Below are 26,077 nucleotides of genomic sequence, written 5' to 3' on the forward strand. Positions count from 1 at the left end.
GGCGAGGACACAGCGTAGTGCAGCGAGCCGCTTGCGTCTAATATTAGATTTTTAGGAAGCGATATCCATTGCATATCACCATGGACCTGCGCCAGCTGCAGCAATTCGTTGTGCTTGCCGAAACCGGCAATTTCCACCGTGCCGCCGAACGGCTGCATATGGCACAACCGCCACTATCGATCTCCATACGAAAACTGGAATCGTCGCTAGGCACGCCATTGTTCGTGCGCACCACGCGCGGCGTGAAATTGACGCAGGCTGGCGAAGCGGCGCTGACCGATGCCCGCCGCGCGCTGTTTCATGCGGATCAGGCGCGCGCCGCCGCGCAGTCGGCGGGGCTGGGCGAGCGCGGCGCGCTGCGGATCGGCTTTGTCGGATCCGCCACGTATGCGCTACTGCCAAGGTTGATTCCGGCGTTTCGCGGTGCCCATCCCGGGATCGAACTGATCCTTCATGAATCGACCTCGGCGACGATCCTGGACCGCATCGAACGCGGCCAGCTGGACGCCGGACTGGTGCGATTTCCGATTCTATCGAGCGGACCATTCCAGCTGATGCCGCTCGAATCGGACGCCTTCGTCGCGGCGGTGCCTGCAGACAGTCCGTTTGCCGCCAACGACAGCATCGCCCTCAAGGCGCTGGCCGGCGAGCCATTCATCATGCATCCCAGCGCCGACGTGCCGAACCTGCAGGCCGTGGCGATGTTGCTGTGCCAGCAGGCCGGCTTTGTGCCCCGCATCACGCAGGAAGCGGTGCAGGTGCAAACCATCGTCAGTCTGGTGGAAAGCGGGCTCGGCGTGGCGCTGGTGCCGGGCGTCGCGGCACGCTACACCAATCGCCGTGTGCGTTTTCTGCGCTTGTCGAGTCCGCGTCCCACCGCACGTATCGGCATTGCGCTGGCCACCCGGCAGGACGCCGACGATCGTCACGTACAGCGCTTTATCGCTGCAGCGCAGCGAATCGCGCGGGGCTGAGCGCCCGCGTTCCGCCCCGCAACGAAAACCATAGAGGCGGTGCATGGCCGCCATGAAACTTACGCCATCGTTGCCCGCGCGCTGTTGGCCGCGACGTACATTCTGGCTTGCATTGCCGTGGTATCGCGCCTGCGCTGTTGTGCTGCCTCGTCGTCGAGAGGATGGCAAAGCTCGCATCGCCGGACTCGCCCCAACAAGAGCCAGGAGACACGATGGACGAAAGCGTATTCTTCGCCGATCTCGACGCAAGGCACCGCCGCATCTGGCCAGCCGGGGTGCCAACAGCGCCGCACTACCCGCATGGCGAAGTCAGTCTTGGCGAATCGCTGCGCGCGTGGGCGCGCATCCAGCCGGACCATCCGGCGCTGATCTATTACGGCCGCACCATCAGCTATGCGGAACTCGATGATCTGAGCGAACGCTGCGCCGAATTGCTGCGCGGCCATGGCGTCGGGGCGGGCGAGCGCGTGGCGGTATTGCTGGGCAATTGCCCGCAGTTCCACATCGTGTTCTACGCGATCCTCAAGCTTGGCGCCGTGTACGTGCCGGTCAACCCGCTGTTCAAGGAACACGAGCTGGCCTATGAACTGAACGATGCGGGCGCCACAATGGCCATCGCGCTCGACACGCTGGTGCCGATGCTGATGGCTGTGAAGCCGGTCACGCGCGTCGGTACTGTGTTCCGCACGTCGGCAGGCGAATTTCTTCCCTCACAGCCAACACTGCCGATCCCTGCCGGCCTGGATGCCGCTCCCATCGAGCATCCGGGCTGCGTCGACCTGATGCCTGCGATTCGCCTGTGCACGGGCAACGTGCGTGACGTGCAGGTGGATCTCGATGCGCTGGCGGCGCTGAACTACACCGGCGGCACGACCGGCATGCCCAAGGGCTGCATGCACACGCAACGCGACATGCTGTACACCGCCGCGGCGTCTCTGGCGGTCAGCAGCGAGCACGCGCCGTTGGCCGCGGCGCAACCGAGCGCCGACGTCATGCTCAACTTCCTGCCGATGTTCTGGATCGCCGGAGAGAACCTGGGCCTGATCTATCCGATCTTTAGCGGCGCCACGCTGATACTGCTGTCGCGCTGGGATCCGGTAGCCGTGATGGCGGCGGTGGACCGCTATCGCGTCAACCGCACCTTCATGGTGGTCGACAGCGTCGTGGAGGTGCTGCAGCATCCCGAACTGAACCGCTACGACTTGCGTTCGCTGCAACACACGCGCGTGGCATCGTTCATTCGCAAACTCACGGTCGATCTGCGTCGCCAATGGCAATCGCTGACCGGCGGCGTGCTGGCCGAAGGTGCCTGGGGTATGACGGAGACGCACACCAGCGACACCTTTACCACCGGCATGCAGAGCGACGATATGGATCTGCACGGCCGCCCGATTTTCGTGGGCCTGCCCGTGCCCGGTACACGCATCAAGATTTGCGATTTCGAAACTGGCTCGCTGCTCCCGATTGGCGCGGAAGGTGAAATCGTGGTGAGCACGCCGTCGCTGCTCAAGGGCTACTGGGGACGCGACGACGCGACCGCCGAATCGCTGCGCGACGGCTGGTTCCGTACCGGAGATATCGGCGCCTACGACGACGCGGGGTATCTGCATTTCCTCGGACGTCGCAAGGAAATGCTCAAGGTCCGCGGGATGAGCGTGTTTCCATCGGAACTGGAGGTGCTGCTGGGCCGCCATCCGGCGGTACTCGGCTCCGCCGTCGTCGCGCGGCCCGATCGCGAGCGCGGACAGATGCCGGTGGCATTCATTCGCCTGCGCGCCGGTTACCACGACACGTCGGCGCAGGCACTGACGTCCTGGTGCCGCGACCACATGGCCGGCTACAAGGTCCCGGAAATCCGCGTGGTGGACGAATTTCCGATGACAGCCACCGGCAAGGTGAAGAAGGTGGAACTGCAGAAGCTGCTCGAATCGGACCCGCAGTAGCACGACGAGCCAGGAGACTCGCTGCGCTTCACCATGTCATGACGTGAACGTTTCCACGACGCCGCGCGCCCCGGCGTGGACCCATATTCACTTCGCAAGTGCGGCGCGAACAGTGCTTTTTATTTCAGAGCCGTGCCGAAAGATTCTAATTCGCCGTCTTGGCGCGGGACCGCGCAGAGGTCATCGAAACCTGCCATACGCTCGCACGAGTGCATTGCTTGACGCCCATCGTTCCGGTTCCTTAAATACGTTACGCACAACCGGAGCACCCTCCGGCGACGGTGTACACAGAGCCGGGGGAAACATGGAATCGGACCATCTGGAAGATCCGCAGCGCAAGAAGGAAGAACTGCGCAGCTTCCTGTTTCTGACTGCCGTGATGGTGCCCGCACTCACCGTCATGATCGTGGCCGGCTATGGCTTCATTGTCTGGATGAGCCAGTTGATCAGCGGTCCGCCTTCGCATTGAAGCATCGCAGCCATTGCCTTTAAAGGCCAATGGCAAAAATCAATTCCTGCAAAAGCAGTCTTGATTGGGGGCACACGCATGCCTGCAAGACTTCCGATTCCTATTCAGCCCATTGCCTCGAACGACGAGTGGCATATCGCGGGAATCATGGTGTTCGCGCACCCTGCGAGTCTGGAACGAGTGCGCAATGCAATCGATTCGATGACCGGCACGGAAATCCATGCCGTCAGCGGCGCCGGAAAACTCGTCGTGACCGTCGAGGCGCCGACCTCGCAAGCGATCGTGGCGCAGCTCATGTGCCTGCACCAACTGGAAGGCGTGATCTCGGCCACGCTGGTCTACCAGCACAATGAAGACGCCGCCGCCATGTACGAGGAGATCGACGATGTCAGTCACGCGTCGTGAATTCATCAAGCAGACGGCCATTGCGGCCACCGCATCCGTGGCCGGCCTATCGCTGCCGGCAGAATCCGCCAATTTCGTCACCGACAGCGAAGCCACCAAACTGAAATGGTCGAAGGCGCCCTGCCGCTTCTGCGGCACCGGCTGCGGCGTGACCGTCGCCGTGCGCGACAACAAGGTGGTGGCCACCCAAGGCGATCCGCAGTGCGAAGTAAACAAGGGACTCAACTGCGTAAAGGGCTACTTCCTCTCCAAGATCATGTACGGGCAGGACCGGCTGACAAAGCCGCTGCTGCGCATGAAAAATGGCCAATACGACAAGAACGGAGAATTCGCCCCGGTCAGCTGGGAGCGCGCGTTCGACGAAATGGAGCACCAGTTCAAACGCGTGCTCAAGGACAAAGGGCCCACCGCGGTCGGCATGTTCGGATCGGGCCAGTGGACGATCTGGGAAGGCTACGCCGCCGCCAAGCTCATGAAAGCAGGCTTCCGTTCCAACAACATCGATCCCAACGCGCGGCATTGCATGGCGTCGGCGGTGGCCGGCTTCATGCGCACCTTCGGCATGGATGAGCCGATGGGCTGCTACGACGACTTCGAGAATGCGGACGCCTTCGTGCTATGGGGGTCGAACATGGCAGAGATGCACCCGATCCTGTGGTCACGCATCACCGATCGCCGCCTGAGCCATCCCGAGACGCGCGTGGCCGTGTTGTCGACCTTCACGCATCGTTCGTTCGATCTGGCCGACCTGCCGATTATCTTCACCCCACAGACCGACCTGGCGATGCTGAACTACATTGCCAACCACATCATCCGCACCAACCGCGTCAACCAGGACTTCGTCAACCGGCACACGGTGTTCAAGGAGGGCGTGACCGACATTGGCTATGGGCTGCGTGCGGACAATCCACTACAGAAAGCCGCCAAGAATGCCGCCACGCCCGCTGACGCGAAACCCATCACGTTCGACGAATTCGCAAAGTTCGTCTCGAAATACGACGCCGACTATGTGAGCAAGCTGTCCGGCGTCTCCGCCGACAAGCTGGAACGACTGGCCGAGCTCTACGCCAATCCCGATATCAAAGTGATGTCGCTGTGGACGATGGGTTTCAACCAGCACACGCGCGGCACGTGGGTCAACAACATGGTCTACAACATCCATCTGTTGACGGGCAAGATCGCCACGCCGGGCAACAGCCCGTTTTCGCTCACCGGTCAGCCTTCGGCATGTGGCACGGCCCGCGAAGTCGGCACGTTCTCGCATCGCCTGCCCGCAGACATGGTCGTAACCAACCCAAAGCATCGCGAGGAAGCCGAGCGCATCTGGAAGCTCCCGCCCGGCACCATTCCCGACAAGGTTGGCTATCACGCCGTGTTGCAGCACCGCATGCTCAAGGACGGCAAGCTCAATGCTTACTGGGTGCAGGTGAACAACAACATGCAGGCCGCTGCAAACATGACGCAGGAAGGCCTGCCCGGATACCGAAATCCAGACAACTTCATTGTCGTATCCGATGTCTACCCGACGGTCACGGCGTTGTCCGCCGACCTGATCCTGCCCAGCGCCATGTGGGTGGAGAAAGAAGGCGCGTATGGCAACGCCGAACGCCGCACGCAGTTCTGGCATCAACTGGTCGACGCGCCGGGCGACGCGCGCTCGGACCTGTGGCAGGTGATGGAGTTTTCGAAGCGCTTCAAAGTGGAAGACGTCTGGCCAGCGGACCTGATCGCGAAACAGCCCGCCGTGCGCGGCATGACGCTGTTCGACGTGCTGTTCCGCAACGGCAATGTCGACAAGTTCCCGTTCGAAGAGGTCAGCACCGAGTACAGCAACGCGGAGGCCCAGGCCTTTGGCTTCTATGTGCAGAAGGGTCTGTTCGAGGAATACGCCGCATTCGGCCGCGGCCATGGGCACGACCTGGCGCCGTTCGACGCCTATCACCAAACGCGCGGCCTGCGCTGGCCGGTGGTCAACGGCAGGGAAACACGCTGGCGCTATCGCGAAGGCAGCGACCCTTACGTGAAGGCCGGCACAGGCTTCCAGTTCTACGGCAACGCGGACGGCAAGGCCGTGATCTTCGCGCTGCCCTATGAACCGCCAGCGGAAGCGCCGGACAAGGAATACCCGTTCTGGCTGGCCACCGGCCGCGTGCTGGAGCACTGGCATTCCGGATCGATGACCCGCCGCGTGCCCGAGCTGTATCGCGCGTTCCCCAATGCGATGTGTTTCATGCATCCCGAAGATGCCAAGGCGATGGGCTTGCGACGCGGCGTGGAAGTAGAGGTGGTATCGCGCCGGGGCCGCATGCGCACGCGTGTGGAAACGCGCGGACGCGATACGCCGCCGCGCGGCCTGGTCTTCGTGCCGTGGTTCGACGCCAGCCAGTTGATCAACAAGGTGACGCTCGATGCAACGTGCCCCATCTCGTTGCAGACCGACTTCAAGAAATGCGCGGTCAAGATCGTCAAGGTTTAGAGAGGAGACGCCATGGCAACCCGCCGATCCTTGACTGCATGGCCCGGCGTGCGCGCGTGGCTGCATGCGGCGCTGCTCGCCTGCGTGGCACTGGCGACGCTGGGCCTGCCGCCGGCCGGCGCGCAAGGCTTGGTGGACGCCATGCGCGGCCCCACGCCGGTGGCCGATGAAGCAAAGGCGCCTCTGCTGTATCCCACTGAAAACAAGGACATTCGCCGCACACGTGCCTACACCATGCAGCCGCCGACGATTCCGCACAAGATCGACGGCTATCAGCTCGATCGCGATTTCAATCGTTGCATGTTCTGCCACGCTCGCACGCGCACCGAAGAGACCGGCGCCATTCCCGTCAGCGTCACGCATTACATGGATCGGGACAGCAATGTGCTGGCGGAGGTGTCGCCACGCCGCTATTTCTGCACGCAGTGCCACGTGCCGCAGGCCGATGCCAAGCCGCTGGTGGGCAACACGTTTGTCGACGTGGAAACGATGCTCAAGCGCGCCAATGGCAAGAGCGGCGGCGCCAGCGCCCAGAGCGCCAAATAGCCGCACCTAACGGGGCAAGCGATGACGGGCAGACTCTGCGATCTCATCAAACGTTACTGGTGCACCATCAATCGTCCCAGCGCGTATTTCAGCCTGGGCTTTCTGACACTCGGCGGTTTCATCGCGGGCCTGGTGTTCTGGGGCGCGTTCAATACGGCGCTGGAGTTCACCAACACCGAGCAATTCTGCACCGGCTGCCACGAAATGCGCGACAACGTCTATCAGGAACTGCAGGGCACGATCCACTTCGCCAACCGCAGCGGCGTGCGCGCGAAATGTTCCGACTGCCACGTCCCGCACAACTGGACCTCCAAGATGGCGCGCAAGATGCAGGCGTCCAAGGAAGTGTGGGCCAAGATCTTTGGCACTGTGGATACGCCCGAGAAATTCCAGGAACACCGCCTGGTGCTGGCGCAGCATGAATGGGCGCGCTTCAAGGCCAACGACTCGCTCGAATGCCGCAATTGCCACGACTACCAGTCGATGGATTTCACGCGGCAGAGCCCGCGCGCGCAGGCCATGCATTCGACCTATCTGGCCGACAAGGAAAAAACCTGTATCGATTGCCACAAGGGCATCGCCCATCGGCTGCCCGATATGGGCAAGGCCGGGGAGCCGTGACATGACGGCAGGCGCCGTGCTGGAAGCCGGCAAGCTCACCGTCCGGCGCATGGGCCGCGCCATCTTTCGCGATATCGAAGTGTCGCTCTCGCCAGGTCAGTTGCTGCAGGTCACCGGGCCGAACGGTGCCGGCAAGACCAGCCTGCTGCGCGTGCTGACCAGCTTGCTGCAGCCAGCCGAAGGCGGATTGTGTTGGCACGGCCGCGCAATCGGCACGGGCGACGCGGAGTATCTGTCGGCGTTGGCCTATATCGGCCATACCAACGGTATCGACGTCGACCTGAGCGCTGCCGAGAATCTGCGCTTTGCCGCTCGCATGCACGACGCGCCGGCGCAGGCTTCGGCGATCCGCAACGCCTTGGCGTGCCTCGGTCTTGAAGCGGTGGGCAGCGTCCCGGTGCGCGCGCTGTCGCAAGGTCAGCGCAGGCGGGTATCGCTGGCGCGACTGGCGCTAGCGCCACGCCAACTTTGGCTGCTGGACGAACCGCTCACATCGCTCGATCAGGCGTGCGCCGCCTGCTTCGTCGCGCTGCTCGATGCGCATCTGGCGAGCGGCGGCATAGCGGTGATCGCCACGCACCAGTTGCTGCCCCAACGCGGCGCGGTGCTCGATCTGGCTACGCCATCGCGGAGGCCGACGTGATTGCCGCGCTCGGGGCCATCATCGCGCACGACGTGTCGCTCGCATGGCGGCGACGTAGCAGCCTGTTGGCAAGCGTGGTGTTCTTTGTGATCGTCTCTAGCCTGTTTCCGCTGGCGGTCGGGCCCAATCCGCAGCAGCTTCGGGTGCTGGCGCCGGGCATTCTGTGGGTGGCCGCGTTGCTGGCATCGATGCTGTCGCTGTCGCGACTGTTCACGCAGGAGCATGCCGATGGCAGCCTCGACCAGCTGCTGCTATGCCCGCATCCGCTTTCGCTGATGGTGCTGGGAAAAATCTGCGCGCACTGGCTGACCAGCGGCCTGCCGGTGCTCGCACTGACACCGTTGCTGGCCCAGCAATACGCCCTGCCCGGCGGGGCAACGCTGCTGCTGACGGCTTCGCTGCTGGTCGGCACGCCGGCGCTGAGTCTGATCGGCGCGGTGGGCGCGGCGCTTACGCTCGGTGTACGCGGCGGTGCGGTGTTGCTGTGCATCCTGGTGCTGCCGCTGTCGATTCCGGTGCTGGTGTTTGGTGCCAGCGCGGGCGCTGCCGCCGACGCCGGCCTGAACGTCGCGCCGCATTTTTCGTTGCTGGGCGCCTGCCTGGCCCTGTCCCTGTGCGTGTGTCCATTGGCCACCGCTGCGGGATTACGCATTGCGATGGAGTGACGCCGATGACCCAGCACGCTTCGTTGCAGGACACCGCCGCGCCCACGCGGCACGCCGGTCGCGCGCGATGGACGCGATTTGCATCGCCAGCCCGGTTCTATCCGGTTGCCGGCAAACTCGCCCCGTGGTGTTTCGCCGCGGCCGCGCTATGGCTGGCGCTGGGCCTGTGGCTGGGCTTCGTTGTCGCCCCCACGGACGCGCAACAAGGCGAGGTCTATCGCATCATCTTCATCCACGTGCCAGCGGCCTGGATGTCGATGTTCATCTACGTCGTGATGGCCGGCTACTGTGCGCTGGCGATGGTGATGCGCACGCGGCTTTCGTCGATGATGGCGTCCGCCCTGGCGCCGACCGGCGCGATGTTCACGTTCCTAGCGCTGTGGAGCGGTGCGCTGTGGGGCAAGCCAACATGGGGGACGTGGTGGGTCTGGGACGCGCGCCTTACGTCCGAGCTGATCCTGCTGTTCCTGTATCTCGGGTTCATCGCGCTGGAATCCGCCATCGACGAGCCGCGCCGCGCGGAGCGGGCGTGCGCCGTGTTGGCGCTGGTGGGTGTGGTGAACGTTCCCATCATCTATTTCGCCGTGCAGTGGTGGAACACGCTGCATCAGGGCGCATCGGTAAGCCTGACCACTGCGCCGACTATGGCCGCGACGATGCTCGCCGGCATGCTGGCAATGACGCTGGCATGCTGGATGTACACGATTGCGGTGGCACTGGTGCGGGTGCGCTGCATCCTGCGCGAACGCGGCGAGGTGGCCGTGCCGATTGGGCAGACGCTGCGATGAACGCGCACGCGGGCTATATCGCCGGCGTCTTCTGCGTGGCGCTCCTGGCGATCGTGATCGAACTGGTCAGGCTGGCGTGGCGGGTACACCGCCGCATCGATCCGGACGACACGCCATGACGCCTCGCCAGCGCAGGCTCGGATTGCTGCTGGCCGCATTGCTGTGCGGCGGCGCGGCGCTGACGCTCGTGCTCAACGCATTCCGGTCGAATCTCGTATTTTTCTTCAGCCCTTCGCAGATCGCAGCCAAGGAGGCGCCATTGGCGCACGCATTCCGGCTCGGCGGACTGGTCGCCCCCGGATCGATTACGCGCGAAGGCGAAACGCTGACCATCCGCTTCGTGGTCACCGATACCCGGCATGACGTGCCGGTGATCTATCGCGGACTGCTGCCCGATCTGTTTCGCGAGGGGAAAGGCGTCGTGGCACGTGGCACGCTCGATGCCAACGGCACCTTCGTTGCCAGCGAAGTGCTGGCCAAGCACGACGAGAACTACATGCCGCCGGAAGCGGCCGAGGCGCTCAAGCGCGCGGCCAACGACGGCCCCGCCTCGCAAAAGGTGCAGCGATGAGTGTGGAACTAGGCCACTTCGCCTTGATCTGCGCGCTGCTTGCCGCGCTGGTGCAGACGGTGTTGCCGCTGGCTGGCGCACCGCGCGGCTTTGTGCCGTGGATGGCATGGGCCAGACCCATGGCGCTCTTGCAGTGGGTGCTGGTCGCCGCCGCCTATCTGTCGTTGACGGCGGCCTTCGTTGGCGACGACTTCAGCGTGCGCTACGTCGCGGCAAATTCCAACAGCGCGCTGCCGCTTGCCTATCGCATCGCCGCGGTATGGGGCGGCCACGAGGGGTCAATGCTGCTCTGGACGCTGATGCTGGCCGGCTGGTCGCTGTCGGTGGCGCTGTTCAGCCGGCGCTTGCCGCTGAGTTTCGTCGCCCGCGTGCTGGGCGTGATGGGCGGCATCAGCAGCGGCCTGTTGCTGTTCCTGCTGTTTTCGTCGAATCCGTTCGTTCGTCTGCTGCCGCGCGCCATGGAAGGCCGCGATCTCAATCCGCTACTGCAGGATCCCGGCATGGTGTTCCATCCGCCATTCCTTTACATGGGCTATGTCGGCTTTGCCGTGGCGTTTTCTTTTGCGCTGGCGGCGCTGCTGGAAGGCCGGCTCGATGCGGCATGGGCGCGCTGGTCGCGACCATGGACCATCCTGGCGTGGATGTTCCTGACGGTGGGCATCGCGCTGGGCAGCATGTGGGCGTACTACGAATTGGGCTGGGGCGGCTGGTGGTTCTGGGATCCGGTGGAGAACGCGTCGTTCATGCCATGGCTGGCCGGCACCGCGTTGATCCACTCGCTGGCCGTGACGGAAAAACGCGGCGCGTTTCGCGCGTGGACGGCATTGCTGGCAATTTTCACGTTCTCGCTGAGTCTGCTCGGCACGTTCCTGGTGCGCTCCGGCGTGCTGACATCGGTTCATGCGTTCGCGGTGGATCCCAAGCGCGGCATCTTTATTCTGACGCTGCTGGCACTGGTCACCGGTCTCGCACTGGCGATCTTCGCGTGGCGAGCGCCACAGCTGACGCAACGCGCCGACTTCGACTGGACATCGCGCGAGGCGTTTCTGCTGGCCAATAACGTGCTGCTGGCCGTTGCCGCGTCCGCCGTTTTGCTTGGCACGCTGTATCCGTTGCTGCTCGATGTGCTTGGTCTCGGCAAGGTTTCGGTCGGGCCCGCGTATTTCGAACAGGTCTTCGTGCCGCTAATGGCGCCCGCGGTGCTGTTGATGGGGGCTGCGCCGCTGGCGCGTTGGCGTCGCGGCGAACTGCCGTCGATAGCGCGGCGCTTGCGCTGGGCGGGCGCGGCCAGTGTGGTGATCGGCATCGGTTTGCTGGGCGTGCTGCGCAACCAGTCGGCGCTGACCGGCCTGGGATTGGTGCTGGCGGCATGGTGCGTGGCCAGCGCGGGCGTCAGCCTGAAGGAACGGCTCAGGCATCGGCGCGGATGGCGCGAATCGTTGCGCCAGTTGCCGGCCGGATACTGCGGCATGCTGCTGGCGCACGTAGGCGTCGGGGTGTTCGTGATCGGCATCACGCTGGTCAACAGCCAGGAGACCATGCGCGAACTGCCGATGCGGCCGGGCGACACCGTCACGGTCGACGGCTTCGCCTTCCGCTTCGACGGCGTGGCGCCCGCGGTCGGCCCCAACTACGAGGCGCTGCGCGGCATCATGACGGTCAGCCGCGACGGGCACCCCGTCACGACGCTGATAACGGAGCGGCGCATCTATCGCAGCCAGGACATGCCGACCACGGAGGCGGCCATCGATACAGCGCTGACGCGCGATCTCTACGTCGCCATTGGCGAAGCTGGCGGCGACACGACCTGGGGCGTGCGCATTTATGTGAAGCCGTTTGTGAAATGGATCTGGGGCGGATGTGCGCTGATGGCGCTGGGCGGCCTGCTTGCCGCGTGCGACCGCCGCTATCGGCTGCGGCAGTCGGCCGCGCGCGAGGTGCAAACGATCAAGCCGCGTGTAGCGCCGTCGGCGCTGGCGATCCCGCGCAGCGAGCAAAACGGGCCATGACGCGCTTTCTGATGCCTTTGGCAATCTTCCTGGCCATCGTCGTAGCCCTGGGCGCCGGCCTGCGACACGACCCGCGCGAATTGCCGTCCGCCCTGGTTGGCAAACCGGCGCCGCAGTTTTCGCTTCCGGTGCTGAGCGTGGAGCCGGGCGCGCGGCAGACCGTGAAACCCCAGGATCTGCTTGGCAAGGTCTGGATCCTCAACGTGTGGGCGTCGTGGTGCGCCGCGTGCCGCAGCGAACATCCAGTGCTGATCGACTTTGCCTCGCGCTCCGCCGTGCCGGTCTACGGGCTGAACTACAAGGACTCGCCCGCGGCTGCATTGCAATGGCTGAAACAGATGGGCGATCCGTACGTGCAATCGCTGGTCGACGCCGATGGGCGCGTGGGGATCGATTTCGGCGTCTACGGCGTGCCGGAGACCTACGTCATCGACGCGCGCGGCGTGGTGCGCTATCGACAGGTGGGCCCGGTCACCCGCGAAGTGCTGGAACGCCAGATACAGCCGCTGCTGAAACAGCTTGCGCAGGGTGATAACCGTGCGTAGGCGCGGACTGATAGCGCTCCTTGCTGCGATCACGCTGCACGCGACGGCTGCCGCGCCGCTGTCGGACGCCGCGCTCGATGCGCGCGTGCACGCGCTATCCCAGCAACTGCGCTGCCTGGTGTGCCAGAACCAGACGCTGGCCGAGTCGAACGCCGAGCTTGCCGTGGATCTTCGCCAGCAGATTCGCGCGCAGGTCGCACACGGCGCCAGCGATGAAGCCATCAAGACATGGCTGGTGCAGCGCTATGGCGATTTCGTGCTGTACGATCCACCGTTCGCGCCGATAACGTGGCTGCTGTGGATCGGACCGTTTGCATTCCTGGCTGCTGTGGCGATCTGGCTGTGGCGCCATCACCGGAATACGCGCGGCACCCGCGCCGCATCGCTGGCCGAATTGCGCAGACCCCGGCCCGATGATCCGATCGCTCCCCGGCGTCCGCGCTCGCCGTGGACCACCGCCACGTTATGCGTGATGCTGCCGCCAGCCGCCGCCATGCTGTATCTGCATCTGGGCAATCCCGCGGCGCTCGTGCCGGGCGGCGACGCGCACACGCTGTCCGGGGACCGACACACACCGGACATCTCGCAAATCGAAAGCATGGTCGATCAACTCGCCCGCAAACTTCAGGCCGAGCCGCAGGACGCCGGGGGCTGGATCATGCTGGCGCGGTCCTACACGGTGCTGGAGCGTTTCGATGACGCAGCCGCGGCCTTTGCCAGGGCGGTGGCGCTGGCCCCGCACGAGGCCGCAGTGCGATCGGACTATGCCGACGTGCTGGCCAGCCTGAACGGCGGATCGCTGCAGGGGCCGGCGCTTGAGCAGATTCGCGCCGCGCTGGCGGCCGACCCGGACGATCCCAAGGCGCTTGCGCTGGCTGCCAGCGCAGCAGCCCAGCGTGGCGATGCGCGCGAGGCCATCGCCTTTTGGGAGCATCTCTATCGCTTGCTGCCGCCCGATTCGCAAACGGCAACGCGAGTCGCTGCCAATCTGGCCGCAGCAAAGTCGGCTGGGATGAAGTAGCGCACCGCAAAGCCGGCAGACCAAACCGCGAGCGGAACTTGATCGACGTGGACTTGTCGCGCCCCTCTCGTACATGGCGCTTTTCCGATATCCACTTACCTGGCATCGATGCATTGCGCCAGGGCAAATTTCGAGCTTGGGAACGGTCTGACAATTCGGGCTCGATTGCTGTACCGCCCCGAGATCCTATGTGGAATACCGCTTCAAAACGTGCGGAGAGGCTGCCTGCCGAAGGCCCCCGCCCTGTTCGCCAGGCCATGGCCTTGCCGGTTCGCCCGCCGGAAGTACTTTATGGATCGTTGCCCATCCGGCACGTCAACACCTGTCAACTGCGGCGATTCGTTCTGATGATGCAATTCCGTTCCGCCAGCGCCGCGGAACGCCACAGCGGCATCAAGGCAGCCGGCATCCTCTACGCCGTCCGGTGTATCGAAGACCGCCTCAGTACCAAGCTGTTCGAGCGCAACGGCACGACGATGCGTCCGACTGCCGCAGCACATCGGCTTTATCCATGCGCCATCCGCCTGCTGGAGATGTGGGATGAGCTGATCGCCGAACTGCGGCCGCCACCGGACAGCGCGCTGGCAGCCGCCGATACTGCGACAGGCGATGCATCCGCCGAGTCCGATTTGCTCCCTACGTCCGCGTTGCCCCCCGCGCCCCGAATCCCCGCCTCGCCCACCCCCGCCGCGCCCCCTTTGCCAACCGCTTCCACTGCTTCCACCGGGTCCACCACCCCTGCTGGCGGCGCCAAACCCAAACCCAAAGCCAGGCGCCAGGCCAACTCCCAATCCAGCCCCCAAACCAAACCGCGCGGCAAACCGGGCGTGCCCACACCTTTGGCCGCCGACTCGGCGCTGTTCCCGACTCCTTCCCGCGACACTGCCAAGACCGCCTTCGGCACGCGCCGACCTGTGCGGCGTACCGGCTAGATCGGCCGGCCGCGGGGCAAATCGTCGACAGATATCGACGGCGTCGTAGAATGGCGACTGCTTAGCCGATTAAGGAATCGCCCCATGACCGAGTCCTCCGGTCTGCACCACAAGTCGTTTCTGCTCCTGCTTGCGCTGGTGACCGTCGCGTTCTTCTGGATCCTGTGGCCCTTCTATGGCGCGGTGTTCTGGGGTGCGGTGCTCGCCATCATCTTTGCGCCATTGCAACGCCGTCTCGTCACCGGTCTGCGCGGCCGCGCCAACCTTGCGGCACTGCTCACGCTGCTGCTGGTGCTGCTTCTGGTTATTTTGCCGATGATCGCGATCACGATGTCGCTGATCCAGCAGGGCGTGAGCCTGTACGAAAGCATTCGTTCGGGCCAGCTCAATTTCGGCCACTATTTCCAATCGGCCGCGGACGCGCTGCCGCCCTTCATGCGTGATCTGCTGGCACGCGCCGACCTTGCCAGCCTTTCCGACGTCAAGGACAAGCTCAGCGCCAGCGCGCTGCAGGCCAGCCAGATGCTGGCCACCCGCGCGCTCAGCATCGGGCAAAACACGGCGCAGTTCATGATCAGCTTCGGCATCATGCTGTACTTGCTGTTCTTTCTGCTGCGCGATGGCCCCCAGCTGACGCGCCGCCTGCGGCTGGCCGTGCCGCTCAGCCCCACGTACAAGCAGCATCTGATCCAGAAGTTCACCACTGTCGTGCGGGCCACCGTCAAGGGCAATATCGCCGTGGCCCTCGTTCAGGGGCTGCTCGGCGGCGGCATTTTCGCCGTGCTGGGCATTCAGGGATCGCTGCTGTGGGGGGTCGTGATGGCGTTTCTGTCGCTGCTGCCAGCAATCGGCGCAGGCCTGATCTGGGCACCCGTGGCGGTCTACTTCCTGCTGACGGGCTCGATCCTCAAGGGCTGCGTGCTGGTGGGATTCGGCATGCTGGTGATCGGCATGGTCGACAATGTGCTGCGGCCCATTCTGGTTGGAAAGGACACGCAAATGCCCGACTACGTCGTGTTGATCTCCACGCTGGGTGGCATGGCATTGTTTGGATTGAACGGCTTTGTGATCGGACCGCTGATCGCGGCGCTGTTCATTGCCTGCTGGGACCTGAACAGCACGGAGGACCCGGCCAGCCATTGACCGGGGCGTCCGTGACGCGCAGGTTACGGCATCACAAAATCCCAGCGGATCCCCACGCGCTCCAGCAGCTTGTCGATGTGCCAGCCATGCGCGTCGATCATCAGTTCGTCACCGGCACCGGTAACGTAATGATGTCCGGACGCCAAGCCGGGGTTGTCGGCGGGATTGAACACCAGTTCCAATCCGTACTCGCAGGTCAGCGTCCAGTATCCGCCCGCGTTCATGGTGAAGCGGCTGCCCTTGGCGCCGCAGTTGCGCTTGTAGCCGCGGAACGTCGCCGTCACTGTCTCGCCGGTCTCGGCATCCTGCACGCGGCTATGCAGCATGGAGGGCTCGGACGAGTACGACCAGACGCCGGTGGTAGGCCCTTGGCGCGAGTCGAGCGTCGTGAAATAGATACTCGAGTTGGGCAGGTTGTAGGGGCGATAGAACGGTGTATCGATCCCTGCGGTAACGAAGGTCGGCATCTGCAACGATGCGTGCACGGTCACCTCGTCGACCAGTTCGCCGTTATCGCGCAACACGTTCAGCTTGACGCCTTCCGTCGTGGCATAGCTGCCGCTCGCCAGGCCGGCGTTGTCCTCGGCGGTGGCCCAAAGCACAAGCCGTTGGAGGTTGCTGGTGATCTTTCCGGGAGGCGCACCGCGATAGTTCGCCGGCATTGAGAGGATCCCGTTGGGCGCGTTTACGGTCTTGGCCGCACGTACCACGACGGTATGTATCATGCCGTCCGGCCCGATCATCGGCACGGTCAGGCGCATCGGCTGGCCGTTGGCGTCGCCGACAGCGGTCGTTGGCCCCACCGTCGCATCCTGCGCGACGAAGTGCAACGATGTCGCGTCGGACGGATACCAAGCCACGTCGACGGTCTGGCGCCCACAGCTCTTGGACATGCAGATGGCCGACAGCGTCACCTGCTGATGCTGCAACAACGTGCTGGGATTGACCTCGACGACCTCGGGCAACGCCGTGCCGCTGTCGATCGCGCGCGTGAAAAGCGCCGTGTTGCCCGTCGGCGTGATCATCGGATAAGGCTGGGCCGCTTCCCATAGCGTCATCTCGACGGGCCGCTCGTCGAGCGGCACATTGATGGAGAATTGCGCGAGCGCCTTGGGATTGGTGATTTCCGCCTGCTGGATCAGCGCGTACTCATGCCGGCCGCCCGCATAAGTCACGTCGACGTAGTATTTGGCACCGTTGTATTTTTGCGGCAAGCCGGCCTTGAACGGATCCGGCGCCACAAACGTGTTGCCGCTGGCGGCATAGATTGGCGGGTAGATCTGGCGTGCATCGGGCGAAGTCGCCGCCGCCAGTGTGCCCATCAGCGTGGCCACCGGCACATTGGTCCGTTGCGGCGCCTGCATATCGGCTTCCGGGATCGCGGCGGGCATGTACTGCCGCGCATTGTCGTCCCACTTATAGACGCCCGTGACGCCGTCCTGCTCGAGAATGGTCGGCGTGCTGCGCATCCAGCGCTGCGCCTTGCGGGCGTGGTAACCGGAATATGGCGACGAGCAGCTTGGCGTATTCGACTCGTTGTCGTAGCTCATCGGATCGTTCCTGCTGACCAGCGAATCCGCCGAAGCCGGATAGGAAAAACCCTTCGAAACCCGATACCAGGTGCGATACATGCCCCGCACCGTGTCGTAAGGCAGCGGCTGCGTCGGCAGCAAGGCAGCGTCCTTGGGATACTCGTCGGCAATTCCCCAGCTTTGCGCGTTACCTGCAAAGAAATGCGAAAGGGAAAGCGAATGTCCCACTTCGTGGTCGAAGAGATAGCTGCAATCGGTGTTCCAGTAGATTGCCGACCAGCCGGTCCAGCCGCCTGCCGCGCTATAGTCGTTCAGGTCCTTGTAGACGCCGGCGCTGTTGAGAAACTGCCCTTGCGCGACATAGCTGCCAAAGCTGTATGGAGAAGAGTCGCCATATTCGCTGGTTCGCAGGCCGCGACCGGTATTGGCCTTGTTGACCAGCACCGCCACCTGTTTCAACGCCTGGCTGTAAAGCAGGCCGCCGCCCGCGCTGGCATGGGCGGCTTGCGATGTCGCGCGAATTGGAGCGCCGTCCGCTGGCGCGAAGACCAGGTAACCCCAGCGCGCTTCCGTATAGTCGACGGCGCGCAGCGCGCCGACCGGCAGCACACCGTAGTAGTCGGTGGCACGCTTGGGAAGCGGACCGGTGTCGAGGCTATGGCTGTCCTCGCCCCAGAGCAATACTTTCAGACGTGCAAACGTGAACGGCAGATGCGGCGCCAGCGCCGGCAGCGACGCCGTCGCGCGCCACGCGTCGATTTGCCGCGCTGATTCGCGCGCTTCATCGTAGCCGACTGTCAAGGCCACGCCCCGCCGGATCCAGCCGGCCGGCATCTGCACGGTCCACGCCTTGGAGTTGTACGACGGCAGGCGGGTGACGCTGAGCCGGTCTTCGGCGAAGAACGGCTGCGACGATGGCCCGGCCATATACATCCGGCCCAGCGACACGCCGTTGAGCATGGCTTCCACAAACACGTTACGGTCTTCCGGAATTGCGGTGACCGGCGTGAATTGCAGTAGCGTGCCGCGTCCCTCGACCAGATCCGGTGCACTGCGCGTGTCGTTCTCGCCAATGATGTGTGTCTGGCCGAATTCGAACGCGCCGCTCAGCATGCGCGTTTCGATCACAGGGTCTACGACGGGGGGGTCATCGGGCACGCCCGGTGTATCGGGGTTGACCGGCACGTCCGGGATCGCCGGGGTGTCGGGGGAACTGGGCGATGGGACATACGGCGTGTCGGGAACGGCCGGCAACGCTGTTGGGCTGCCGCCATCGCCGCCGCCGCATCCGGCAGCCAGTGCGCCGAGCGCACAGAACATCAGTGTGACCAAACGGCGTCTTGCGGGGGGCATACTCTTCATGATCTGCAGCTTCGAAAATTGGAAGATTCTTGAGAAGCTGCGCTGCCGGGGATCGGGACAACGCAGCAATAGATATGCTTGCGCAGTCGGCCTGTGGTTGACATCGGAACTCAGCGAATTGGCTCCGGCCGCGAGCTGAAGTTGGAAGCGCGTGCCCCGACGCCGGGCGCATCAACCGATGACTCGTCGGCCGACAATCATCGTTTCCCCAAACTGCGCGCTATCAGGTTTGCGACCACACGCCGGGCTATTCCCGGTGCGACGCCCGCGCAGGTACCATCGTCGTTTCACTAACTTGCCGACACCATCGGGAAGCCGGCCAGCCAGGAGGAGCGTTTCGTGGACAGACTGCAGGCGATGAAAACCTTCGTGGCCGTAGTGGAGGGCGGCGGCTTCACGCCGGCGGCGCGCAAGCTCGATGTATCGCTGAGCGTGGTAAGCCGTGTCGTGACCGAACTTGAGACGCACCTGGGCGTCCGGTTGCTAACGCGCACCACGCGCGTCGTCAGGCCCACCGCAACCGGCATGGCGTACTACGAAGACTGCCGCCGCATCCTTGGCGAGATCGACGATGCGGAACTTGCGGCCACCGGCGCGCATGCCGCGCCGCGCGGTCGCCTGACCATCACGGCTTCGGTGCTGTTCGGACGCAGGTTCGTCACGCCGGTGGTGGTCGAATACCTGCGGCGCTACCCGCAAGTCGACGTCGACTGCCTGTTTATCGACCGCGTGGTTAATTTCGTCGACGAAGGGATCGACGTCGGCGTGCGCATCGGGGAGTTGCCCAGTTCGTCGCTGCAGGCCATCCCGGTCGGCCAGGTTCGGCGCGTGGTCTGCGCCGCGCCGCAGTACCTGGCGCAACACGGCGCGCCTGCGTCGCCTGACCAACTGGTCGAACACAGCGTGATCCAGACCACCGGCATCTCCACGTTGCCCGAATGGCGCTTCATGCGCGACGGCGAGCCGCATCCCGTCCGCCTGATGCCGCGCATGGCTACCACCACCAACGATTCGGCGATCGCGGCGGCAGTCGACGGCTTTGGGCTGGCGCGCGTGCTGTCGTACCAGATCGCCGATGAACTGCGCGACGGCCGGCTGCAACTGGTGCTCGAGCCGTTCGAGCCCACGCCGCTGCCGATCCACGTGATCCATCGCGAGGGCCGCCACGCCATGCATCGGGTGCGCGCCTTTATCGATCTGGCGGTGGAGACGCTGCGCGGCACGTCGTCGCTTAACCCCGCCGGCTGATTCTTCTCGATTTCACAATAGTCACTTGGGCTACGGGCCGTTTTTCGCGCCAATCGGTGCGCCTATAGTCGATCCGTGACGCGCATCTGCGTGCAAATCCGCAACAATCGACCCAGGACACCGATCATGAAACTGTACGGCCACCCGCTCTCCGGCCATTCCCATCGCGCCCGGCTTTTCCTTTCGCTGCTAAACCAGCCCGCCGAGCTGATCGACGTTGACCTGCTGGAGCGCCAGCACAAGACGCCCGAGTTTCTGCAATTGAATCCATTCGGCCAGGTGCCGGTACTGGTCGACGACGAGACCGTGGTGTGCGATTCGAACGCGATCCTGGTCTATCTGAGCAGAAAGCTGGGCCGCAAGGACTGGCTGCCAGAGGGCGCGGCGCAGGAGGCTGCCGTGCAGCGCTGGCTATCGGTGGCGGCCGGCGATATCGCGTCCGGCCCCGCCACCGCGCGGCTGGCGACGGTATTCGGCGCACCGGTCGACAGTCAGGCGGCTATCGACCGCGCGCATGTCGTGCTCAGGCGCATGGACGACGCGCTGGCGAGCCGGCCGTGGTTCGCCGCCGACCATCCGACCATCGCCGACGTGGCGCTCTACAGCTACACCGCGCGCGCACCGGAGGGCTTCGTCGATCTGAAGGACTACGCCCACGTGCGTGCCTGGCTGGCGCGCGTGGAAGCGCTGCCGGGCTTCGTGCCGTTCCAGAAAAGCGCAGCCGGACTGGAAGGCTGAACATCGCAACCGATCAGCGGGAGATCAACATGACAACGCAGCCGATAGCCGATATCGAAGTTCTGGCAGGCACGCCGTGGCATACCGGTGAACGGCTGCTACAGGCGCGCGCCGGTGTGGCAGAACGCCTGGCGGAAATCGGCGCGCGTGTGGTGCGGGACTATATGCCTGACCAGCATCGTGACTTCTTCGCGCAGTTGCCGTTCGTGGTAGTGGGCGCCGTGGCGCCCGATGGGCGGCCGTGGGCTACGGTGCGCGCCGGACATCCCGGATTCATGCACTCGCCCGATCCGCGCCGGCTCGATGTGGTGGTCCCGCGCGACGCCGACGATCCGGCCGAAGCCGGCATGGACGACGGCAACGCGATTGCCCTGCTCGGCATCGAGCCGATGACGAGGCGACGCAATCGCATGAATGGCGTGCTTCATCGCTCCGACGCGCAAAAGTTTGAGGTATCGGTGGTGCAAAGCTTCGGCAACTGCCCCCAGTACATCCAGAAGCGCGACCCGGTGATGACGCGCGATCCGGCGCAACCAAGCGGTGTGCCGACGCAAGCGATGACCACGCTGGACCAGCGCGCCCGCACGCTGATCGCGCATGCCGATTCGTTCTTCGTGACGACGTATGTCGATTTGGGCGATGGACAGCGCCAGGTCGATGTGTCGCATCGCGGCGGCAAACCCGGTTTCGTGCGCGTCGATAGCGATGGCGGTCTGACGATTCCCGATTTTCCGGGCAACACGTTTTTCAACACGCTCGGCAACATGATGGTCAACCCGGTGGCCGGGCTGGTGTTCGTCAGCTATCCGACTGGCGACCTGCTGCAGATGACGGGCCGCGCCGAAGTCATCACCGATTCACCGGAGATCGCGCGCTTCGACGGCGCGCAACGGCTGTGGCGATTCCTGCCCGAACGGATCGTACGGCGCGACCGGGCGCTGCCGCTGCGCCTGGACTTCGTGCCCGGCGGCGCATCGCCGCAGGCGCTCAACACCGGCAGTTGGCAATAGGCAGGGATCGGGAAGCGATGCAAGGGGTCGACGCTAGGGGCTCTCGTCGGCGGGGCCGATTCCAGGGCCAACATTCGGGCCAATGTTCGGGCCGACATTCGAGCCCATAAGAATGCCGACGCAAGCGGGGCCGGCTGTGCCACAATCGCGCCAGTTTTTTGGCCCGACCGGATGCCGATCATGTCCCTGGAAGCCCTGCAGAATATCAACCCGCAATCGCTGCTCGATACCGCCATCAGCCTGACCGCCGCGTTCATCCTGGGCGGCATGATCGGCTTCGAGCGCCAGTATCGCCAACGCACCGCAGGCCTGCGCACCAATGTGCTGGTGGCGGTTGGCGCGGCCATCTTTGTCGATCTGGCCAACCATATCGCGGCGCACGACGGCGCGGTGCGCGTGATCGCCTATGTGGTGTCCGGTATCGGTTTTCTGGGCGCGGGCGTCATCATGCGCGAGGAAGGCAACGTGCGCGGCCTCAATACCGCTGCCACGCTGTGGTGTTCGGCGGCGGTGGGCGCCTGCGCGGGCGCGGACATGATCGTCGAGGCCGGTATCGGCGCGCTGTTCATTCTGGCGGCCAACACATTGCTGCGCCCCGTGGTGGACCGCATCAACCGCCAGCCGCTGGACACCACCGCGGTGGAAGTCACGCACACCGTGCATGTGATCACATCGCGCGACTACCAAAAGACCGCGATGCGCTTGCTGGAAGAGGCGCTGGAGGCCGCCGAGTATCCCACGCGCGACCTGGAAGTGCGCGCATTCGGCGAGCAGGATGTGGAAATCGAGGCGGCGCTGGCCGCCACCTCAGTCGATGGCGATGCACTCGACAAGATCGTGGCGCGGCTGGGCGGCACCAGCGTGGTCAGCCAGGCGTTCTGGAGTGCCAGCACCACGGAATGACGGCGCGGCACGATGACTTGCGCAGGCACCCGGGTCGGGCCGCGCCTGCGCGCCGACTCAGCCTTGCTGCAGGTCGCGCACTGCGCCCACGGCGAACTGGCCCAGCATGCGCAGCGCGGTGATCTCGTTCGCCGTCCACGCATCAACGTCGGCCAGATAGTTGAAGGTGCCGATCACCTTGCCGCCATGGCACAGCGGCACGTTGACCACGCCGTTCAAGCGCAGCGCGCGGATCGTGGCGATATCGTCGAACACCGCAGCCAGCGCGTCGTCGCCCTCGCCCACGAACACTTCGCCGCGCACCAGCAACTGGCGCGTCCAGGAAGTATCGCCCTTGCGCTTTTTGCCGCCCACGGGATAGGCGGCGGGGTCGGACGACCAGAGCCGTTCGATTTCGCCAGTCCGCGCGTGCCAGGCGTTGATCGTCAGCAGGCCGGGTCCGACGATGTCGAGCGTGGCCTGCCCGATCGCATCCATTGCAACCCGCGGCGTGGCGGCATCGCGCAGGCGATCGAACAGCGCATGCAGATGCGTTTGCCAGTGGCCCAGCGTATCGACGCTTGCCATCATTCCCCCTTGATGCCGAGGTCCTTGATCAGCTTGCCGTAGCGGTCCGCGTCGCGACGGAGGATCTTGCCGAACTCCTGCGGCGTCGACGTCGCCGTTTCCACGCCGATCGAATCCATCTTGGCCTTCACCTCGGGCAGCGACATCACGCGGTTGATCTCCTTGTTCAGGCGCGCAACGAGATCTGCCGGCATGTTCTTCGGGCCGAACGCGCCATACCAGACGGACAACTCGTAGCCCGGGATCGTCTCGCCCACCGTCGGCACGTTTGGCAGCAATGGCGACCGCTTGGCTTCGGTCACGGCCAGCAGCTTGAGCTTGTTGGCCTTCACGTGCGGCAGCGTCTGCGTGCCGGCCGAAAACAGCAGTTGGGTCTGCCCGGCCACGGTATCGACCACCGCCGGCGCGCCGCCCTTGTATGGGACGTGTAGCATTTCCACGCCAGCCATCTTTTCGAACAGCACCGCGCTCAAATGGTTGGTCGATCCGGGACCCGCGCTGGCATAGGCCAGCTTGCCCGGATTGGCCTTGGCGTAGGCGATCAGTTCCTTGACGTTGTTGGCCGGGACCGACGGGTTCACCACCATCGTGTTGGTCACATAGGCCAGCAGGCCGAGCGGCGTGAAATCGTCGACGCCCTTGAACGGCATGTTGGCCATCAGCGCCGGATTCATCGCGTGCGTGCTCATCGAGCCGACCAGCAGCGTGTAGCCGTCCGGCTGCGCGCGCGCCACCATGGCCGAGCCGATATTGCCCGATGCGCCGGGCTTGTTATCGACGATCACGGGCTGGCCCAGCGCTTTCGTCAGGTGTTCCGACAGCACGCGGGCGAGGATATCGGTGGAACCGCCCGCCGCCCACGGCACGATCAACGTGACGGGCTTGGTGGGATACGCATCGGCTGCGCCAGCCACGCTGGCGAACGACATGGCCAGTGCGGCGGCGCCGCACAGCAGGCTTTTCACTACGGCTCTCATCTTGCTTACTCCCCTTCTGTCTTCGAATAACAACGGCGCGCCCCGCTTTCGTCCCGAATCCGCAATGCAGCGCTCAGCGGCCCACCGCGTAACCCTGCATGCCGCGCGCATTGGCACCGGCGCGCAGCACCAGCCGGCCCTTGCCGTCTCGCTCGCGCGTGCATGCCGACATGCGCCCTTCGGACCAGTCATCGCCTACGCGAACTTCGTGCCCGCGCGCGCGCAGCGCATCGATCGTCGCGGCGGGCATGCGCGATTCCACGGTGATGCGGTTCAGCGTGGTCTGGCGCGGCCAGAACGATTGCGGGAAGTGGTCGACATGCCAGGCCGGCGCGTCGATGGCTTCCTGCAGGTTCATGCCGTGCACGGCGTGGCGCATGAAAAACGCCAGCGACCATTGGTCCTGCTGATCGCCGCCGGGCGTGCCGAACACCATGTACGGCTCGCCATCGCGCATGCACAGCGATGGCGACAACGTGGTGCATGGGCGCTTGCCCGGTGCCAGCGTGTTGTGCAGGCCCGGTTCCAGCCATGTCATTTGCAGGCGCGTGTTCAGTGCGAAGCCGAGTGCGGGAATCGTCGGGCTGGACGACAGCCAGCCGCCCGACGGCGTGGCCGCGACCATATTGCCGTGGCGGTCGATCACGTCGATATGGCAGGTGTCGCCGACGAATACTTCGCGCTCGGCCCATTCGCTGACCGGCGGCAGCGCCGCGAACGTCGGCTCACCGATGCCGAAGCGCGTATCGGCCGCGGCCAGCGTGCGCTCGGCGACAGCCAGGTCGGGCATGCGCGGCGCAACGCCCTTGAGCGCGCCCGGCTGCATCGTCGTGGCCGCGCGGTCGCCGATCAACGCCGCGCGCGCGGCCAGGTAATGCGGATTTAGCAGTGCGCACAATTGGCTTTCCACAAAACGCGGATCGCCGTACCACGCAGCGCGGTCGGCCATCGCCAGCTTGGCCGCTTCGGCAATCTTGTGGACGAATTCGACCGAGGTTGGCGCATGCGCGTCCAGCCCCGCGTGGCGCAGCATGCCAAGCTGCTGCAGGAATACCGGGCCCTGGCTCCAGATGTCGCACTTGGCCACGGCATAGCGGCCGAACTCGAGCGAAACAGGCGCTTCCACCACAGGCGTCCAGTTGGCCATGTCGTCGTAGCGCAGCAGACCGGTGTGCTTTTCGCCGGTGGTATCGCGCACAGGCGTGTTGCGGCAGTAATCGTCGATGGCCTCGGCCACGAAGCCGCGATACCAGCAATCCATGGCGGCATCGATCTGGCCTTCGCGGCTGTCGCTTTTTGCCACGGCGGTCTCGACCACGCGGGTGTACGTGTCGGCCAGCACCGGCAGTGTATGGAGCGCACCGGGGCGTGGCACCTTGCCATCGGGCAGCCAGGTATCGGCCGAGCTGTGCCATTCGTCGCGGAACAGCGCCTGCACGGCGAGGATCGCCTGCGAGATGCGCGGCACCAGCGGAAAACCGTTGCGCGCGTAGCCGATGGCCGGCGCGAGCACGTCGGCCAGATGCCACGTGCCGTGATCGCGCAGCATCGTCAGCCACGCGCCAAATGCGCCGGGCACGGTGGCGGGCATCAGGCCGATGCCGGGCATCATTTCCAGGCCCATGGCGCGCAATGCGTCGGGGTCCGCCAGCGCTGGCGCCGGGCCTTGCCCGCACACCGAGCGCGCGGCGCGATCGCGTTCGCTCCAGAACAGGATCGGCACTTCACCGCCCGGCCCGTTCAGATGCGGCTCCACCACCTGCAAGACGAATCCCGCCGCCACCGCCGCATCGAATGCGTTGCCGCCGCATTCCAGCACGCCCATTGCGGTTTGCGTAGCCAGCCAGTGCGTGGAAGCGGCGACGCCAAAGGTGCCGACGATCTCGGGCCGTGTCGTAAACATGGGTCAATGACTCCTGTTGCATGCATTTGCCTGTGGCGTCGAGTATAGGCAGATGAAATAACTTTCTGGATCGAATTACTTATCGT

25 protein-coding genes are annotated in these 26,077 nt (G+C 64.7%); 21 read left to right on the forward strand and 4 right to left on the reverse strand.

Going from position 1 to position 26,077, the window contains the following annotated elements:
- The first annotated feature begins 80 nt into the window (after positions 1 to 80).
- The 17 genes from AC1RKI_RS20695 (at position 81) to AC1RKI_RS20775 (ending at position 15,751) form a co-directional block, all read left to right on the forward strand.
- Complete coding sequence (locus AC1RKI_RS20695; protein ID WP_150979938.1) at positions 81 to 974, forward strand: LysR family transcriptional regulator; 894 nt, start codon at positions 81 to 83, stop codon at positions 972 to 974.
- A 212-nt stretch (positions 975 to 1,186) separates the two neighbouring features.
- The gene (locus tag AC1RKI_RS20700) at positions 1,187 to 2,917 is read left to right on the forward strand and encodes an AMP-binding protein (RefSeq protein ID WP_492796860.1); all 1,731 of its coding nucleotides are present in this window, start codon (positions 1,187 to 1,189) and stop codon (positions 2,915 to 2,917) included.
- Between the two features lie 304 nt (positions 2,918 to 3,221).
- The gene (napE, locus tag AC1RKI_RS20705) at positions 3,222 to 3,386 is read left to right on the forward strand and encodes a periplasmic nitrate reductase, NapE protein (RefSeq protein WP_150979936.1); all 165 of its coding nucleotides are present in this window, start codon (positions 3,222 to 3,224) and stop codon (positions 3,384 to 3,386) included.
- Between the two features lie 78 nt (positions 3,387 to 3,464).
- Positions 3,465 to 3,791 carry a chaperone NapD gene (locus AC1RKI_RS20710; RefSeq protein ID WP_150979935.1) on the forward strand — a complete coding sequence of 109 codons (327 nt, stop codon included), beginning with the start codon at positions 3,465 to 3,467 and terminating at the stop codon, positions 3,789 to 3,791.
- Positions 3,772 to 6,267, forward strand: a complete 2,496-nt coding sequence (gene napA, locus AC1RKI_RS20715) for a periplasmic nitrate reductase subunit alpha (protein ID WP_227461352.1) — start codon at positions 3,772 to 3,774, stop codon at positions 6,265 to 6,267. The genes AC1RKI_RS20710 and napA overlap by 20 nt, the downstream gene beginning before the upstream one ends.
- 12 nt (positions 6,268 to 6,279) lie before the next feature.
- Positions 6,280 to 6,813: a nitrate reductase cytochrome c-type subunit gene (locus AC1RKI_RS20720; RefSeq protein ID WP_275061053.1), complete on the forward strand. Its 534-nt coding sequence runs from the start codon at positions 6,280 to 6,282 to the stop codon at positions 6,811 to 6,813.
- A 21-nt stretch (positions 6,814 to 6,834) separates the two neighbouring features.
- Positions 6,835 to 7,434 (forward strand): NapC/NirT family cytochrome c, encoded by a 600-nt coding sequence (locus tag AC1RKI_RS20725; protein ID WP_150979933.1) that lies wholly within the window; start codon positions 6,835 to 6,837, stop codon positions 7,432 to 7,434.
- A gap of 1 nt (position 7,435) precedes the next feature.
- A complete protein-coding gene (gene ccmA / locus AC1RKI_RS20730; RefSeq protein WP_492796858.1) occupies positions 7,436 to 8,077 on the forward strand; it encodes a cytochrome c biogenesis heme-transporting ATPase CcmA in 642 nt (213 codons plus the stop codon).
- Entirely contained in the window at positions 8,074 to 8,742 is a 669-nt protein-coding gene (gene ccmB / locus AC1RKI_RS20735) for a heme exporter protein CcmB (RefSeq protein ID WP_492796856.1), read from the forward strand. Before ccmA ends, ccmB begins: the two co-directional genes overlap by 4 nt.
- Positions 8,743 to 8,747: 5 nt before the next feature.
- The gene (locus AC1RKI_RS20740) at positions 8,748 to 9,530 is read left to right on the forward strand and encodes a heme ABC transporter permease (RefSeq protein ID WP_492796854.1); all 783 of its coding nucleotides are present in this window, start codon (positions 8,748 to 8,750) and stop codon (positions 9,528 to 9,530) included.
- On the forward strand, positions 9,527 to 9,649 hold the full coding sequence (locus AC1RKI_RS20745; RefSeq protein WP_263289820.1) for a hypothetical protein: 123 nt from the start codon (positions 9,527 to 9,529) through the stop codon (positions 9,647 to 9,649). The genes AC1RKI_RS20740 and AC1RKI_RS20745 overlap by 4 nt, the downstream gene beginning before the upstream one ends.
- Entirely contained in the window at positions 9,646 to 10,101 is a 456-nt protein-coding gene (gene ccmE / locus AC1RKI_RS20750; RefSeq protein WP_492796852.1) for a cytochrome c maturation protein CcmE, read from the forward strand. The genes AC1RKI_RS20745 and ccmE overlap by 4 nt, the downstream gene beginning before the upstream one ends.
- Positions 10,098 to 12,110, forward strand: a complete 2,013-nt coding sequence (locus AC1RKI_RS20755; protein WP_492796850.1) for a heme lyase CcmF/NrfE family subunit — start codon at positions 10,098 to 10,100, stop codon at positions 12,108 to 12,110. The genes ccmE and AC1RKI_RS20755 overlap by 4 nt, the downstream gene beginning before the upstream one ends.
- Positions 12,107 to 12,655, forward strand: a complete 549-nt coding sequence (locus AC1RKI_RS20760; RefSeq protein ID WP_492796848.1) for a DsbE family thiol:disulfide interchange protein — start codon at positions 12,107 to 12,109, stop codon at positions 12,653 to 12,655. The genes AC1RKI_RS20755 and AC1RKI_RS20760 overlap by 4 nt, the downstream gene beginning before the upstream one ends.
- Positions 12,648 to 13,676 carry a cytochrome c-type biogenesis protein CcmH gene (locus AC1RKI_RS20765; protein WP_492796846.1) on the forward strand — a complete coding sequence of 343 codons (1,029 nt, stop codon included), beginning with the start codon at positions 12,648 to 12,650 and terminating at the stop codon, positions 13,674 to 13,676. The genes AC1RKI_RS20760 and AC1RKI_RS20765 overlap by 8 nt, the downstream gene beginning before the upstream one ends.
- 47 nt (positions 13,677 to 13,723) lie before the next feature.
- Positions 13,724 to 14,608, forward strand: a complete 885-nt coding sequence (locus tag AC1RKI_RS20770; RefSeq protein WP_492796977.1) for a LysR family transcriptional regulator — start codon at positions 13,724 to 13,726, stop codon at positions 14,606 to 14,608.
- A gap of 84 nt (positions 14,609 to 14,692) precedes the next feature.
- Positions 14,693 to 15,751: an AI-2E family transporter gene (locus AC1RKI_RS20775; RefSeq protein WP_061958148.1), complete on the forward strand. Its 1,059-nt coding sequence runs from the start codon at positions 14,693 to 14,695 to the stop codon at positions 15,749 to 15,751.
- A 23-nt stretch (positions 15,752 to 15,774) separates the two neighbouring features.
- Here the strand turns inward: AC1RKI_RS20775 and AC1RKI_RS20780 are convergent, their stop codons facing one another.
- On the reverse strand, positions 15,775 to 18,645 hold the full coding sequence (locus AC1RKI_RS20780) for a TagA domain-containing protein (protein ID WP_492796844.1): 2,871 nt from the start codon (positions 18,643 to 18,645) through the stop codon (positions 15,775 to 15,777).
- A gap of 339 nt (positions 18,646 to 18,984) precedes the next feature.
- Between AC1RKI_RS20780 and AC1RKI_RS20785 the strand changes: the two genes are divergently transcribed.
- From AC1RKI_RS20785 to AC1RKI_RS20800, 4 genes are all read left to right on the forward strand, one after another.
- Positions 18,985 to 19,893, forward strand: a complete 909-nt coding sequence (locus AC1RKI_RS20785; RefSeq protein WP_150979923.1) for a LysR family transcriptional regulator — start codon at positions 18,985 to 18,987, stop codon at positions 19,891 to 19,893.
- A 126-nt stretch (positions 19,894 to 20,019) separates the two neighbouring features.
- Complete coding sequence (locus AC1RKI_RS20790; RefSeq protein WP_061958145.1) at positions 20,020 to 20,631, forward strand: glutathione S-transferase family protein; 612 nt, start codon at positions 20,020 to 20,022, stop codon at positions 20,629 to 20,631.
- 29 nt (positions 20,632 to 20,660) lie between these two features.
- Positions 20,661 to 21,641 carry a flavin-nucleotide-binding protein gene (locus tag AC1RKI_RS20795; protein ID WP_492796841.1) on the forward strand — a complete coding sequence of 327 codons (981 nt, stop codon included), beginning with the start codon at positions 20,661 to 20,663 and terminating at the stop codon, positions 21,639 to 21,641.
- Between the two features lie 180 nt (positions 21,642 to 21,821).
- The gene (locus AC1RKI_RS20800; RefSeq protein ID WP_200899047.1) at positions 21,822 to 22,544 is read left to right on the forward strand and encodes an MgtC/SapB family protein; all 723 of its coding nucleotides are present in this window, start codon (positions 21,822 to 21,824) and stop codon (positions 22,542 to 22,544) included.
- Between the two features lie 57 nt (positions 22,545 to 22,601).
- Here AC1RKI_RS20800 and AC1RKI_RS20805 read toward each other — a convergent pair whose 3' ends face one another.
- The 3 genes from AC1RKI_RS20805 to AC1RKI_RS20815 all read right to left on the reverse strand — a co-directional run bounded on the left by AC1RKI_RS20805 (position 22,602) and on the right by AC1RKI_RS20815 (position 25,991).
- Complete coding sequence (locus AC1RKI_RS20805) at positions 22,602 to 23,111, reverse strand: GAF domain-containing protein (protein ID WP_235430275.1); 510 nt, start codon at positions 23,109 to 23,111, stop codon at positions 22,602 to 22,604.
- A complete protein-coding gene (locus AC1RKI_RS20810) occupies positions 23,111 to 24,088 on the reverse strand; it encodes a Bug family tripartite tricarboxylate transporter substrate binding protein (protein ID WP_490713747.1) in 978 nt (325 codons plus the stop codon). The genes AC1RKI_RS20805 and AC1RKI_RS20810 overlap by 1 nt, the downstream gene beginning before the upstream one ends.
- Before the next feature lie 73 nt (positions 24,089 to 24,161).
- Positions 24,162 to 25,991, reverse strand: a complete 1,830-nt coding sequence (locus AC1RKI_RS20815) for a gamma-glutamyltransferase family protein (RefSeq protein ID WP_492796839.1) — start codon at positions 25,989 to 25,991, stop codon at positions 24,162 to 24,164.
- Between the last annotated feature and the right edge of the window lie 86 nt (positions 25,992 to 26,077).

The sequence above is a fragment of the Cupriavidus sp. GW822-FHT06G04 genome (assembly GCF_058799075.1).